Source organism: Streptomyces sp. NPDC091376 (assembly GCF_044757085.1).
Taxonomy (GTDB): domain Bacteria; phylum Actinomycetota; class Actinomycetes; order Streptomycetales; family Streptomycetaceae; genus Streptomyces; species Streptomyces pratisoli.
Genome location: NZ_JBIVUF010000003.1, coordinates 77,019 through 91,400 on the forward strand (window position 1 = coordinate 77,019; position 14,382 = coordinate 91,400).

A 14,382-nucleotide genomic window follows, 5' to 3' on the forward strand; every position below is an offset into this window, starting at 1 on the left:
TCCTGATAGTTTACGCGAAAGACCACGCTTCACGGGGAGGACGGCACCGATGCCGACTGAAGTGGCCTTCGACAAGCGCCGGCTGAGCCGGGCCCGGTATGCCGTGGCCGCCGTCTTCTGTGTGCACGGTGCCGTGACGGGAAGCTTCGCCACGCGTATCCCGTGGATCCAGGACCACGCGGGGGTCGGCGCCGGCCAGCTCGGTCTCGCTCTCGCCTTTCCCGCGGTCGGCGCGTCCCTGGCGATGCCGCTCGCCGGTGCCATCAGCCACCGCTTCGGGGCACGCACATCGCTGCGCGGGCTGCTCGCGCTCTGGACGCTGGCCCTGGCGCTCCCGGCGCTCTCCCCCAACGTGTACGCGCTGTGCGCGGCGCTGTTCGTGTACGGCGCGACGGCCGGCATGTCCGATGTCGCCATGAACGCCCTGGGCGTCGAGATCGAGAACCGTATGGACCGCTCCATCATGTCCGGGCTGCACGGAATGTGGAGCGTGGGCGCGCTCATCGGCTCCGCCGCGGGCACGCTGGCGGCACATGTCGGCAGCGACGCGCGGATCCACCACCTCCTGGCGTCCGCCGTGCTCACCGTGATCGGACTGATGGCCTGCCAGGGCGTACCGGATCTGCGCAGCGCGGAGGGCGAGGCGGCGCCGCCGCGGTTCGCGCTGCCGCCGAGGTCCGCGGTCGTCATCGGTGCGATCGGGTTCTGCGGGGTCTTCGCGGAGGGCGCGAGCCTGGACTGGTCGGCGGTGTATCTGCGGGACGTGCTGGACACGTCGGCGGGGCTCGCCGCGGCGTCCACGACCGCGTTCGCCCTGACGATGGCGGTGGCGCGGCTGGTCGGCGACCGGGTCGTGGACCGCTTCGGCCCGGTCCGCACCGTCCGCGTCGGCGGCGTACTGGCGACCGCCGGTGGTGTGCTGGTGGTGCTGGCGCCGCATCCGGTGGCCGCGATGGCGGGGTTCGGGTGCATCGGGCTCGGCATCGCGGTGGTTGTGCCGCTGGCGTTCGCGGCGGCGGGGCGCAGCGGGACGAACCCGAGCCTCTCGATCGCGGGGGTCGCGACGATCACGTACACGTCGGGGCTGATCGCGCCGTCCGCGATCGGCGGTATCGCCGATCTGACGTCGCTGGTGGTGTCGTTCGGGCTGGTCACGGTGCTGGCGTTCGGTCTTGTGCTGGGGGCGGGGGTACTGCGGGGCGCCGGCCGCGCGGCTGCCCCGACGGCGCCCGCCGCGACCGCGACACCGGCGGGCCAGGACGTCCGCGCCTAGGTGTATTGATCACGGGCGTTGTCGACGGTGCCGGGTCTTGATCATGACGAAGGGCGCCCGTCGGTCTGTGTGTGACGACAGACCTGGACGCCCTTCCGGCGGGACTGAACGTGTCCTCGACGAGTTCCTCGACGACCATGTCGGAGCCGGCGGCGGTGGTGAGCCCGCCGGATTCACTCCGCGATGTACGTGCGACGGACCCACTGATACACCGGCATGGATTCGCCATGCAAAGTGCGGTACGTGTGCGCGAATTCAAAGCGTTCGTATGCGTTGCGGCGTGGGATCTTGATGGGCTCTGTGCATCCACCGGGTGGCATCGGCCAGACCTGAGGAAGATCGTCAGGGCCTCCCTGGAGGAGTACGAGATTCGAAGCGGTCATGTCTGCTGCCTCCAGCGTTTCGCGGAAGCCTCACGAACCGGGGTGAGGTGCCGTTGGGCGGGATACGCGGTCCCGCTTTGGTTCAAGCCCCGTACGGTCCTCGAGCGAGAGGCCCATGCTGTCGGCGAGACCCGCTGCCAGCGCCGCCAGAGTCGGGTGCTCGTGGATGAACTTGGGCGCGATCCTAATGTCCAGTCCTGTCTCGAGACGGGTGCGCAGTTCGAGTGAGAGAAGCGAGTCGAACCCCAGGGACTTGAGGGTGGTCTCGGGGTCGAGCGTGCTGCTCTCGCCCAGTCGGAGCACGGCACGAAGGTGGCCGGCGATGTAGCCCTCCAGCGCGGCCCGACGGGCGAGACCTGCCGGGACCGACCGCAACATGGCGCGTACGTCGGAGGCCGTGCCTTCCGCTGCCGTGACCGCCGGACCGTCGTCGGCGAGGAGGCTGAACAGCGACGAGCGCCGGACTGCTGGAAGGATCCAGGTATCCGGATCGCCGGGGATGACACCGGTACGGGTGCGGCCGTGCACGAGCAGGGTGTTGAGGGCCTGGAGCCCCTTCTGGGTGGGGATGGTGCGGTAGCCGCGTTCCGCGAAGTGGACGGCGGCCCCGGTCTCACCCCAGGGGCCCCAGTCGACGGACAGCGTCGGCATTCCGCGCTGGGTGCGCCATTTCGCGAATCCGTCGAGCCAGGAGTTGGCGGCCGCGTAGGCCCCCTGTCCCGGGTTGCCCAGCAGTGACGCCATGGACGAGAACACGGCGAACCAGTCGAGGGTGTGCTGGGCGGTGGCCTCGTGCAGTCTCCGTGCCCCGTCCACTTTGGGGCGCCAGACTTCGCGGAGCTGGTTGTGCGTGATGTTGGTGACTGTCGCGTCACGCAGCACCATGGCGGCGTGGATCACGCCGCGCAGGGGCAGAGCGTCCGCCGTGGCAGCCGCAACGAGGCGTTCGGCTGTTCCCGGCTCGGCGATGTCGCCCAGCACGACCGTGACCCTCGTGCCGCTGTGACGCATGTCGCCCAGGACCTGTTCGGTGTCCCCCGAGGGGGCGGAGCGGCCGTTGAGGACGACGTGGCTCGCGCCCTGGCCCGCGAGCCAGCGGGCTGTTTCGAGGCCCACCCCGCTGAGCCCGCCGGTGACGATGTAGGCGCCGCCGGGAGTCACGGCCGATACGTCTCCGGGGGTCCGGGCGCTGGTGTCGCCCTCGGCCGGGACGGTCAGGACGAGCTTGCCCGTGTGCCGCGCTCCGGCCATCAGCCTGAACGCCTGCGTGGCCTTGGCCAGAGGAAAGGCGCGATGAGGAAGGGAGGGCAGCCGGCCGTGACCGATTTCGGCGAGCACCTCGTTCAGCATGGCGGTGAACAGTTCGGGCTTCTCGCGCTGGAGCTGGATGAGGTCGACGGTGCGGAGAGTGATGTTGTCGCGGAACGCGGCCAGTCCGACGGGAGTGTCGGCGTGGATGTCCCTCACTCCGAGTTCGACGAATCGGCCGAACGGTCGTAAGGCGTCCAGGCCGGCGCGTATCGCGGGACCGGACAGGGAGTTCAGGACGACGTCGACTCCCTCGCCTCCCGTGGCCGCGCGCGTCTCCTCGGAGAAGTGGAGGGACCGGGAGTCCATGACGTGCTCGATCCCGAGGCTGCGCAGCAGGTCGCGTTTCTCCCTCGAACCGGCGGTGGCGAGTATCCGGGCCCCCAGCGCCCGGGCGACGGCGACCGCGGCGCGTCCCGTGCCGCCGGTCGCGGAGTGGATGAGGATCCGCTCGCCTCTGTCGAGCCTTGCCACGTGGCGAAGGGCGTACCAGGCTGTGACGTACGCGGCGGGCAGTGCCGCGGCGCAGGCGGGTTCCATGCCGGTCGGGACGGGCGCGACGCTGTGTTCGGGCACGGTGATGAAGGAACCGAAGGCACCGCCGCGTAGGTCGATGGCGAGCACGAAGTCTCCGACGCGGACGTTCCGTACGTTCGGTCCGACCGCGGTGATCGTCCCCGCGCACTCGAAACCGATGCGCTCGCGTACGTCCTCGTCGGTGCCGAGCAGGCCCATGGCGGTGAGCACGTCCCTGAAGTTCACCGATGCGGCCGCGATCCGCACCTCGACTTCGCCGTCGCCCGGGGTCCTCCTGGTGGCGGTGACCAGTTCGAGGCCGCTCAGGTCGCCGAATCGTCCGACGCGCAGCCGGAAGCGGTCGTGGCCGTAGCGGACCGGCCGGATGGTGGCCGCTCGGTGTTCTTCTTCGGTGAGCGGTGCGTACTCCAGCCGGGCGACGTATCGGCAGCCGCTGCGAAGGGCGACTTCGTCCTCGGGCGGGGCGGCAAGGAGTTCGGCCGCGATGTCGTTGAGCGCCGGTCGGGCCCCGTCGGCGTCGAGCAGTGTGGCTCGTAGTTCGGGGTGTTCGTAGGCCAGGACTCGTACGAGTCCTCGCAGGGCCGACTGGTCGGGGGCGACGGTCTCTCCCGACCGCACGGCCTGGCCGCCATGGGTGACGACGAACAGCCGCGCGGGCCGGGAAGCGCCCCGGATCACCGCCTGGACGGTGTCGATGAGCCATCGGGTGCGCCGCAGGGCGTGCTCGGTCCCCGCGGAACCGCCGGCGGACGGTGCGCAGAGGACGACGATGGCGTCAGCGTCCATCGAACGACGGTCCCCGGCGTCGGCGGGGACGCCGTTCGCCTGGTCGAGCGGGCGCCCTGCCGGCGGAACGTCGAGCACATCGGTACGCGCCCCCGCGTTCCGCATCAGGTCGGCCAGCTCGTGGGCGCAGGTGGCGTCCTCGCCGACGACGATCCAGTTGCCCATGGCGGGGTCCGGGTCCGACTTCGTCCGTGGTGCTGGGTGCCATCGCGGCTCGAGGAACCAGTAGTCGACGCCGCCCGGCGCGGTGGGCTTCGCGGCCGACCTGGCGTCGTGGCGCAGCAGTTCCATGCCCTCGATGGCGAGCACGGGTTTGCCCGCCTCGTCCAGCAGACGCAGGTCCCCTGTGATGCCGTCGGCCCGCTCCTGGGTGGTGAGGGCGTGGCAGTAGAGGGCGGTCGAGGGGTCGCCGAGGATGCGTGCGGCCTTGACGCCCACCGGGAGGACGAGCCCTTGGCCGTGCTCGCGGACAAGTCCCGCCGCGAGGGTCTGGGCACAGCAGTCCAGCAGGACCGGATCGATCCGGAGGTTGTGCCGCGCGGGGGCCGCTGCCGGCGGCAGAGAGATGCGGGACCAGCTGCTCGTGCCGTCGCGTGACAGCCGGAGCTTGGTGATTCCGCTGAAGGCCGGGCCGTGTTCGATGCCCCGGTTCCGCATGCTCGCGTAGAGGGTGGCTGGATCGACCACGACCGGATGCTGTGCGGGAAGGTCCGTCAGTTTCCGAACCGCCGGCAGGGGCCCGGGGCCACGGCGTTCCAGCTCGGCGGTTGCCAGGCGGGTCCAGTTCCCGTCGTCGCCCCGTGTGTGGATGTCGCACGTCGCGCGATTCGCCGCGGTCATGGTGAGGGTGGTGACCAGCTCGGTGTGGGGTGCCAGTCGCAGAAGCTCCAGGAACCGGAGGTCGGACACCTGAATGTCCTGCGGGAGTGTCCCGAAGGCTTCCTGTCCCGCCGTGAGGGCGATGGCGCAGTAGCCGGCGCCCGGGAACACGGGCTCACCGTGCACCTGGTGGTCGGCGAGCCAGGGCACGACAGCGGTTCCCGCGTCCGCCTGCCAGCAGTGCCGGACCGGTTCGCCGGGAATCTCGGAGTGGGTGCCCGGAAGTTCCGATGAGGCAGCGTCGACGGGGGCGAGTTCGGGCTGATCGGTCCAGTGCTGCCGTCGGTCGAAGGTGAGACCGGGCGCGTCGCAGAGATCGCCGTCCGGGTAGAGGGCGGACCAGTCGACAGGTACGCCGACGCAGTGCAGTGCGGCGAGTTGGGTGCGGAACGTGGCGATCTCGTCCTCGTCACGGCGCAGCGTGGGCAGGACGACGGGGTGGGGCGAGACGTCCGGCAGGCTGTCGGCGATGGATCGGGCGACGACGGGGTGGGGCGAGACTTCCAGATAGGCGAGGTGGCGGTCCGCGGCCGCCGCGGCGATCGCGGAGGCGAACCGGACAGGGTGGCGAAGGTTCGCGCACCAGTACGAGGCGTCGAATGTGGGGGTGCGCCGCGGGTCGTCGAACACGGTGGAATAGAACGGGATGGAGGGCCGTTGCGGTGCGAGGTCTCGCAGGGCCTCGCGAAGGTCCAGGAGCAGCGGGGCGACCTGGGGAGAGTGGGAAGCGACGTCCACGGCCACCGTATGAGCCGGTATGTTGCGCGCCTCCCAGGAGGCGACGAGCCGCTCCACGTCGCTCGTGGCGCCCGCGACGACCGTGGAGTCGGGGGATGCGAGGACGGCGACCGAGACCGAGCCCTTCAGCCCGGCCTCGTCGAGTTCTCGCTGCACCGCGACGCGGTCAAGGCCGACTGCCGCCATCGCGCCGGCGCCCGCGATCCGTGCCAGCAGCGACGAGCGTCGGCAGATGACCTTGACGCCGTCGGCGAGCGTGAGGGCTCCCGCCACGACCGCGGCCGCCACCTCGCCCATGGAATGGCCCAGTACGGCGGCTGGTTCCACCCCATGCGCGCGCCAGAGTGCCGCGAGCGCGGTCTGCATGGCGAACAACAGCGGCTGAACCTGGGCGCAGTCGGTGACCGCCGCTCCTCGGGCGACGAGTTCGAGCACGGAGAATCCCGCCTCGGCTGCGATCAGTCCGTCGGCCAGGGCCAGAGCCGCGGCGAACGCGGGCTCGTGCTTCAGCAGGGTGCGTCCCATACCCGGCCATTGCGAACCGTGGCCCGAGAACACCCAGACCGGCCGGCGGGAAACACCCGCGGCCACGGCTCCCGTGACCACGCCGTCAGGCGGTACTCGCCCGGCCGTGAACGACCTCAACGCGGCGACGAGCGAGGCGCGTGATTCGGCCACCACACCGAGGCGGCCACGTCCGGCCGAGCGCCTCAGCGCGAGCGTGTGTGCGACATCGGCCAGAGGTATCTCCGCCCCGTCGCGCTCGAGCCAGTCGGCGAGGCGCCCGGCCGCGGCCGGTAACGCCTTGGCGGATCCGGCCGGTACGAGAAAGACGTCGGGGCCCTGCGGAGAGGGACGGTGAGCGAGGCGCCGGTGTGCCGTGGCGGCGGGCGCCTGCTCGAGGACGACGTGTGCGTTGGTGCCTGAGTAGCCGAAGGACGACACCGCCGCGAGGCGGGGGGACGAGTTCGTCGGCCACTGCGTCACCGCGGTGGGAACGAAGAACCGCGCACGGTTCGGGTCAATGGCGGCGTTCCACGCGGCGAAGTGCAGGTTGGGCGGTACGAGCCCCTGGTCAAGGCACAGCACCGCTTTGATCAGGCCCGTGATACCGGAAGCGGGTTCCAGGTGCCCCAGGTTCGTCTTCACCGAGCCCAGAGCGCAACGCCCGTGGCCTTCGCCATAGACCCGGGACAGACTGGAGAACTCGATCGGGTCGCCGACCGGTGTGCCCGTCCCATGTGCTTCGATCAGCCCCACGTCTCCCGGGTCGACGGCGGCGCGCTTCAGCGCCTGGCGGAACAAGGCCTCCTGGGCGTCCGCGGAGGGCGCGGCCAGTCCGTCGGAGGTGCCGTCCTGGTTCACGGCCGAGCCACGCACCACGGCCAGCACGCGGTCACGATCCCGTTGGGCGTCGACCAGGCGTTTCAGGACGACGACGCCGCACCCTTCACCACGGACGAATCCGTCGGCTGCGACGTCGAAGGTGTGACAACGGTTCGTGGGCGAGAGCATGCCCATGCGCGCGAAGGACCTCGTCGTCCGGGACCCGAGGATGAGGGTGACACCTCCCGCCAGGGCCAGTTGGCACTCGCCCGCGGCCAGCGCCTGGCAAGCCAGATGCAGCGCCACGAGTGAGGACGAGCAGGCCGTGTCCACGGCGACCGACGGTCCGTGCAGTCCCAGCAGGTAGGAGACGCGGCCCGTTGCGACGCAGTGCCCGTTCGTCAGGAGAGAGCCCTCGAGTTCGAGGGGCTGACCGGCGAGGCCTTCGTAGAATTCGTTATAGCTGATGCCTGCATAGATGCCGGTGGAACTTCCCGCAAGCTGCTCCGGTGGTAACCCGGCGTGTTCCAGCGCCTCGTGGGCCACCTCCATGATCAGTCGGTGCTGCGGGTCGAGTACGTCCGCCTCGCGGCCGGAGACACCGAAGAATCCGGCGTCGAAGCCCGCGATGTCCCGGAGGAAACCTCCCTGACGGGCTTGCCGCCCCGCCGCCCGGCCGGGCTTCCAGCCGGCGAGTGCTCCCCACCGGACACGTTCGGCGGAAGGATCCCCGACCGCGTCCCTTCCGTCGATGAGCAACTGCCACAATGACGAAGGTGAGTCGACATCACCGGGCAGTCGGCATCCCATCCCCACGACGGCTATGGGCTCGTATCCTCCATTGCCACGGTTTTCACGCTGAATCATGAGAACCTCTCTTCTATCACTGGATTCTTCTATCAGTGGATCAAATTGCGGATCGAATGTGCTCCGGTGAAATGACGTTGATGTGGATCCACAGGTCTCGTCAGCCGTGGGTGTCCGGACTCCCCAACAGGACAACGCTCTTCACGCCGCCGATCTGGTAGGTGAGATTGAGGGCGTGCCGGAAATCGAGAGGACGCGTCTCGACCCCGGGGACGGGGTCGAACACGAGGCCCTCAGCGGGTTCCTCGCAGTTGGTCGTCGGACACACCTCGCCGCGTTCCATCATCAGCAGGGTCAATGCCACGCCGAGGCAGCCGGCTGGAGCGCCGTTGTGTCCGAAGCAGCCTTCCTGGGAACTCATGAGCAGGTCCTTCGCCGCCGGGCCGTACAACTCCTTGACCGCGTTCACCTCGAAGGCCGTGACGACGGCATCGCCATCACTCGCGCCGTGGATGTAGGGGATCTCCTCGATCGGCCAGCGGTCGCCGAGGCAGGCCCGGACAGCGGCCACGAGGCCCACTCCGCTCTCGTCGCTCGACAACGGGTTGGCGAGCCCGTCCCGTGTCGTGGCCTGGGCGAGGACGCATCCGTAGGCGTGGGCGCCGCGTCGCTCCGCGCGCTCCCGGCTCTCCAGGACGAGCGTCACCGAGCCCTCGCCGTAGTTCACACAGTCAGCGCGTCGGTCGTAGGGACGCATCAACCGGTCGAACGACGGGAGCAGAGCGGGTTTGCCGGCGGAACGGATGGTCGCATCGCTCTCCTGCGCGACACGCAACAGGCGTTGTGCGTTGCGGACCAGAGCCACGTTGAACACGTCCACTCCGGTCACCACCGCGATGTCCACCACTCCGTCGGCGATCATCCGGCGGGCTTGGCCGAGCTGGACGGCTGAGGAGGCGCAGCCGCACGACACCGTGTAGCACGGACCTGTGGAGCGGGTCACCGCTCCTTGCACCAGGGCCACGTCGGAAGGAGAGACGGCCAGTTCGGTGCCGATGAAGAGGTCCATGGCCTGTAACGGGCTGATCGTCACGGGGTCGGCCTGCATGACCGACTGATAGCTGACGACCTGGGCATCGACGCCCCCTCGGCCGGCCAGGATCGCCGCGCTCGTCAGATCGCCCGCGGCCAGGTCCAGTTCGGCGTCGAGGCAGGCCTCCGCGAGCGAGACCAGGCCGAACCGGTGTGCCGACGTCAGGTGGCGGGCGAAGACCCCCGGGAACTCGGGCATCCGTGCCTCGAACATCGCATCCGAGAGGTACACGGGTCCGTGGTAGACACCGTCGCGCATGAGGCACGTACGACCGTGTGAGACGACGTCCCACACGTCCTCCGCGCTGAAGGCAGGTTGTCCCTCACCCGGTAAGCAGAATCCCATTCCGGTGACCACGGCGTCCCGGGCCCCCGAATTCGCGCTCTTTCCCTCACTGCCCATGTCTGTACCTCCTACGGGAAACGGCCATGCCGATTTGGTACCTACGCAGGGGTGTGCCGCCGGCCATCAAGGGCCGGCTGATTGAATGACCTCGCGACTCGGGCTTCAGAACCGCCCCGGCACGGGAGCAACATGGCGGCGCGTGCGAGCCTCCGCCTCTCGAAGAAGCGGACAACACCAACGCGTTTACCCTGGTAGAGCCGTATTCACGTTAGGGCCTTACGGTCAGTCACCGATAGGCCTCCGCTCCCGGCGCTCGAAAGCACTGAGCGGGACAACCGTGCGCCGATATTCCACCGGCGTATTCCACGGGCCATGCCGAATCCTATAAACCGTCAATACTACAAGCATTTCCACCTCGGCCATTCCCCACGCACCGGCCCCGCGGGATCCGCACTCTCCGAGAAGCCGACGGTCCGGAACGGGAGGCTCCCCGTACCATTGCGCTGATCAGCACGACCCCCCGCGAACTGGAGCCCGTATGAACCTCGGCGTGCGCTGGAGCCTGCACGGCGACGGACGAACACCCGCTCCCGGAGCCGTCGTACGGCCCGACGAACGCCTCTCGTGGCCACGTACGGCGGGCCTCGGCGCCCAGCACGTCGTGGCCATGTTCGGCGCCTCGTTCGTCGCGCCGGTGCTCATGGGCCTCGACCCGAACCTCGCGATCATGATGTCCGGTGTCGCGACCATGATCTTCCTGCTCGCGACCCGCGGCCGGATCCCCAGCTACTTGGGCTGTTCACTGTCCTTCGTCGGCGTGGCCGCGACGATCCGCGCCACCGGCGGCGACAGCGCCACCGTCACCGGCGCGGTCCTGGTCGTCGGCGCCGCGCTGTTCCTCGCGGGCCTCGCCGTGCGGCGCTTCGGCGCGCGGATCATCCATGCCGCGATGCCGCCGATCGTCACGGGCGCCGTCGTCATGCTCATCGGCTTCAACCTGGCGCCGGTGACGGCCTCGACGTACTGGCCGCAGGACCAGTGGACGGCGCTGTTCGTGATGCTGTTCACCGGCTGGGCCGTGGTGTGCCTGCGCGGCTTCTGGTCACGCATCGCCATCTTCCTCGGGCTGATCTTCGGCTACGGCATCTCCTGGGTCTTCGACCGGATCTTCGGCAGGATCCACTCACCGGCCGGCGGCGCCGAGGCCGTGGACCACTGGCGGCTGGACCTGTCCGGCGTGGGCACCGCCGACTGGATCGGGCTGCCCAGCTTTCACGCGCCCAGCTTCGAGTGGTCGGCGATCCTGGTCGCCCTGCCCGTCGTGATCGCCCTCATCGCCGAGAACGCGGGCCACGTCAAGGCGGTCGGCGAGATGACCGGCGACCCGCTGGACGACGAACTGGGTACCGCGATCGCCGCGGACGGCGCCGCGTCGATGCTGTCGACCGCCGTGGGCGGCCCGCCCAACACCACGTACTCCGAGAACATCGGCGTCATGGCCGCCACCCGCGTCTACTCCACGGCCGCCTACTGGGCCGCCGCGTTCTTCGCGCTCCTCTTCGGGCTCTGCCCCAAGTTCGGCGCCGTCGTCGCCGCGATCCCCGGCGGGGTTCTCGGCGGGATCACCGTCATCCTGTACGGAATGATCGGCCTCCTGGGTGCGCAGATCTGGATCAACGCCGAGGTGGATCTGCGCAATCCGCTGAACCTCGTCCCCGCGGCCGCGGGCATCATCATCGGGGTCGGCGGCGTCAGCCTGAAGTTCACCGACACCTTCGAGCTCGGCGGGATCGCGCTCGGCACGATCGTCGTCATCACCGGCTACCACGTCCTGCGGGCCTTCGCGCCCGCGCACATGAAGCCGCAGGGGCCCCTGCTGGACGCGGGTACCTCCACGTACGACGACGAGGGTGAGGGCGGCGGTCAGCCGGTCGCCAGGTCGTAGGCGTAGTCGGGTGTGAAGGTGCCCGCCGCGCCCTTGCACCCGTCCGACTCCCCCGGCAGCTTCACCCACAGATACGCGTCGATCCGGGCCTCCCCGGTCGCGGTGGTCGGTGGCCTGCCGAGCGCGCGACCGGCGGGGTCGCACCAGGTGCCCGGCGCCGGTGCGCCGTTGCCGTTGCGGCTGGTGTCGATGACGGCGCCGAGGTGGCCGGGGCCGCCGAGGGCGTCGAGCACCCGGCGCGCGTACCGCGCCTCGTCGGCGGTGCGATGGAAGTTCGACACGTTGGTGAAGATGCCGTCGCCACTGGTCGCCACGCCCGCGGCGCGCAGTTGCGCGGCCTGCTTCGCGGCCGGGTGCCAGCCGGAGTGACCGGCGTCGAAGTACACCTTCGCCCGTGGGTCGGCGGCCTTCAGGGTGCGACCGGCCCGGGCCAGGGAGGCGTAGCGGGCGGACCGCCCGGCGTCGGAGAGACAGTCCGAGAGCGCGATCGAGTCGGGTTCGAGGATCACGATGACGGGTCCGTCGCCGAGACCGGCGGCGAACTCCCGTATCCAGGTGTCGTACGCGGCGAGGTCGGGCGCGCCGCCTCGTGAGGCGCCTCCGCAGTCGCGGTCCGGGATGGCGTACGGCACGAGGACCGGGACGCGGCCCGCTGCCGCCGCCCCGGAGGTCACCGAGCGGACCTCGCCGGTGATCCCGGCGGGGTCGTGACCGGGGAACCAGACCGCGGCGGGCCGGGCGGCGATCCGTGACTCGATGAGCGGCCGGCGCGGGTCGTCGTGGTGGTCCCGTACCCAGTCGAGGACCTGCGACCGCGGATGCCGGTACAGCGAGGCACCGGCGGCCGGCGCCTGTCGGAGCGGGGACACCCGCGTCGCCGGCGGCCGGACCGTGGGCGAGGCATGGACGCCGGGCGCCGGCGAGGACGGCGCGGGCTCGGCCGGCGTCGTCCGGGCGGCACGGGGCCGGCCGGGCAGCGGAAGGGGCACGGATGAACTCGTGACGACGGGCCGCGCCCCGTCGTCGCCGTCCTCACCCCCGCTCGCGGACACCAGCCCGGTGACCGTGCCCACGACGACGACCGCCGAGGCGGCCGCGGCCATGACCCCACGGCGTACGGCACGGCGCCGCTCGCCGCGTACCGCGCGACGCCGGGTACGTACGCCTGACACGTGCCGATCCCCCTCTTCCGGCCGCCCGAGGCCGTCGCGTTCCCCCGTTCCGGGGACGCGTCCGGCCGGGCGGCGCCGGGGCGAGCCTATGGCTGGGACGCTGCCCCCATGGCGCAGATCGCACAGTCCGCGGCCGGTACCGGTACCCGCCCGCCCTCGGTCGACGCGGTGATGACCCGGATGCGGGGGTTCCGGTCCGACTGGCCGGCGGGCGACGGGGTTGCGGTCTTCAACCGCGTGTATCTGACGGTCACGGAGGAGCTCGACCGGTGCGTCGACGCAGGCGCCTTCCCGGACCGCCGCGCCGCCGCCACGCTGGGCGTTCTCTTCGCCGAGCGCTATCTCTCGGCGGTCGACGCGGCCGCCGCGGGGCGCCGGCCGCCCGCCTGCTGGCGTCCGTTGTTCCAGTACCGCAGGCATCCCGGCGTACGCCCGCTGCAGTTCGCGCTGGCGGGAATCAATGCGCACATCGGGCATGATCTCGCGCTGGCCGTCGTGGACACCTGCCGTACGCTCGGCTGCGAACCACCGGACCTGGAGGGGGAGTTCGACCGTGTGGGCGATCTCCTCATGATGCTGGAGGAGCGCATCCGCGAGGATCTGATGCCCGGCCCCGATGTGCTGGAGGTCGCCGATCCGCTCACGCATCTGCTGGGCTCGTGGAGCCTGGAGCGGGCCCGCGACGGCGCATGGTCGGCGGCGCGGCTGCTGTGGGGGCTCCAGGAACTCCCGGGAATGGCCGACGAGTTCACCGAGAGGCTGGACACGGGTGTCGGGCTCGTCGGGCGCTGTCTGCTCACCCCCTGGTCCTGACGCACCCGACGTGAAGGAGTGGACATGCCGATCCGGCTCGGACTCGGCCTCCCGCAGATGAGGCAGTACGACATCGGCCGCGACATCCCCGCGGTCGCCGCGGCGGCCGAGGAGACCGGCTACGACAGCCTGTGGGTGTTCGAGCGGGTGATCTTCCCCGAGCCCGCGACCCAGGGGCTGTACGGGATTCCCGGCCTTCCCTGGCCCGACCAGTACCGGAACGTCGCCGAGCCGACGGTGTCGCTCTCGCTCGCGGCGGCCGTGACCGGGCGGGCGCGGCTCGGCACCAGCGTGCTGATCGCGCCGCTGCACATTCCCTTCCAGCTGGCGCGTACGCTCGCCACCCTCGACGCGGCGAGCGGCGGCCGGGTCGTGGCCGGTCTCGGCACGGGCTGGGCCCTCGACGAGTACGCCGCGGCCGGCGTCGCCCCGTTCGAGCGGCGCGGAGCGGTCCTGGACGAGACGCTGGACGTGCTGCGGGCGGTGTGGGGCCCGGACCCGGTCGCGTACGAGGGGGAACTGACGACCATCGCCCCGTCCGTCGTCGGGCCCAAGCCCGCCCGGCCGATCCCCGTGCTGCTGCCGGCGAACAGCGCGAAGGCCGCGCGGCGCGTGGTGGACCGGGCCGACGGCTGGCTGCCGGTGGCGATGGGGGCGCGGAAGCTGGCCGGCGAATGGCGACGGCTGCAGGACCTGGCGGCCGAGCGCGGCCGTGAGCGGCCCCTGCAGGTGTCGGTGCGCGCCAACGCGAGGTACCGCGCGAAGCCGCTCGACGGTGACGACCGGAAGCCGTTCCACGGGAGCGTGGACCAGATCGTCGAGGACCTGGCGGCGCATGTCGCGCCCGGCCTCGACGACTTCCACATCGATCTTCAGACCACCACGCGCGACGCCGAGGAGCTGAAGGACGTCGCGGCGGCGGTGTACGAGTGCGCTCGGGCCGCGGGCATCTGACCTGCCGGAACACGCGAGCCGCC

The 14,382-nt window shown here is 70.7% G+C and carries 8 protein-coding genes; 4 read left to right on the top strand and 4 right to left on the bottom strand.

What is annotated here, in order from left to right; genetic code table 11:
* The first annotated feature begins 49 nt into the window (after positions 1–49).
* A complete protein-coding gene (locus ACIQMR_RS08090) occupies positions 50–1,273 on the top strand; it encodes an MFS transporter (RefSeq protein ID WP_401384276.1) in 1,224 nt (407 codons plus the stop codon).
* A 173-nt stretch (positions 1,274–1,446) separates the two neighbouring features.
* Here ACIQMR_RS08090 and ACIQMR_RS08095 read toward each other — a convergent pair whose 3' ends face one another.
* The 3 genes from ACIQMR_RS08095 to ACIQMR_RS08105 all read right to left on the bottom strand — a co-directional run bounded on the left by ACIQMR_RS08095 (position 1,447) and on the right by ACIQMR_RS08105 (position 9,532).
* On the bottom strand, positions 1,447–1,656 hold the full coding sequence (locus ACIQMR_RS08095) for a DUF5988 family protein (RefSeq protein WP_401384279.1): 210 nt from the start codon (positions 1,654–1,656) through the stop codon (positions 1,447–1,449).
* Positions 1,657–1,686: 30 nt separating this feature from the next.
* Entirely contained in the window at positions 1,687–8,097 is a 6,411-nt protein-coding gene (locus tag ACIQMR_RS08100) for an SDR family NAD(P)-dependent oxidoreductase (RefSeq protein ID WP_401384281.1), read from the bottom strand.
* A 100-nt stretch (positions 8,098–8,197) separates the two neighbouring features.
* Entirely contained in the window at positions 8,198–9,532 is a 1,335-nt protein-coding gene (locus ACIQMR_RS08105; protein WP_401384283.1) for a beta-ketoacyl synthase N-terminal-like domain-containing protein, read from the bottom strand.
* Between the two features lie 481 nt (positions 9,533–10,013).
* Between ACIQMR_RS08105 and ACIQMR_RS08110 the strand changes: the two genes are divergently transcribed.
* Entirely contained in the window at positions 10,014–11,420 is a 1,407-nt protein-coding gene (locus ACIQMR_RS08110; RefSeq protein ID WP_401384285.1) for a uracil-xanthine permease family protein, read from the top strand.
* Here ACIQMR_RS08110 and ACIQMR_RS08115 read toward each other — a convergent pair.
* On the bottom strand, positions 11,399–12,592 hold the full coding sequence (locus ACIQMR_RS08115; protein WP_401384288.1) for a glycoside hydrolase family 6 protein: 1,194 nt from the start codon (positions 12,590–12,592) through the stop codon (positions 11,399–11,401). The genes ACIQMR_RS08110 and ACIQMR_RS08115 overlap by 22 nt on opposite strands.
* Positions 12,593–12,700: 108 nt before the next feature.
* Between ACIQMR_RS08115 and ACIQMR_RS08120 the strand changes: the two genes are divergently transcribed.
* Together ACIQMR_RS08120 and ACIQMR_RS08125 are read left to right on the top strand one after the other, a co-directional pair.
* Positions 12,701–13,405 (top strand): DUF5995 family protein, encoded by a 705-nt coding sequence (locus ACIQMR_RS08120; RefSeq protein WP_401384289.1) that lies wholly within the window; start codon positions 12,701–12,703, stop codon positions 13,403–13,405.
* A gap of 24 nt (positions 13,406–13,429) precedes the next feature.
* Positions 13,430–14,359 carry an LLM class F420-dependent oxidoreductase gene (locus tag ACIQMR_RS08125; protein WP_401384291.1) on the top strand — a complete coding sequence of 310 codons (930 nt, stop codon included), beginning with the start codon at positions 13,430–13,432 and terminating at the stop codon, positions 14,357–14,359.
* Positions 14,360–14,382: the final 23 nt, after the last annotated feature.

What these genes read in the sequence shown, in the direction of transcription:
- ACIQMR_RS08090 (WP_401384276.1), top strand. Translation starts at nt 50, where the DNA reads ATGCCGACTGAAGTGGCCTTCGACAAGCGCCGGCTGAGCCGGGCCCGG.
- ACIQMR_RS08095 (WP_401384279.1), bottom strand. Translation starts at nt 1,656, where the DNA reads ATGACCGCTTCGAATCTCGTACTCCTCCAGGGAGGCCCTGACGATCTT.
- ACIQMR_RS08100 (WP_401384281.1), bottom strand. Translation starts at nt 8,097, where the DNA reads ATGATTCAGCGTGAAAACCGTGGCAATGGAGGATACGAGCCCATAGCC.
- ACIQMR_RS08105 (WP_401384283.1), bottom strand. Translation starts at nt 9,532, where the DNA reads ATGGGCAGTGAGGGAAAGAGCGCGAATTCGGGGGCCCGGGACGCCGTG.
- ACIQMR_RS08110 (WP_401384285.1), top strand. Translation starts at nt 10,014, where the DNA reads ATGAACCTCGGCGTGCGCTGGAGCCTGCACGGCGACGGACGAACACCC.
- ACIQMR_RS08120 (WP_401384289.1), top strand. Translation starts at nt 12,701, where the DNA reads ATGGCGCAGATCGCACAGTCCGCGGCCGGTACCGGTACCCGCCCGCCC.
- ACIQMR_RS08125 (WP_401384291.1), top strand. Translation starts at nt 13,430, where the DNA reads ATGCCGATCCGGCTCGGACTCGGCCTCCCGCAGATGAGGCAGTACGAC.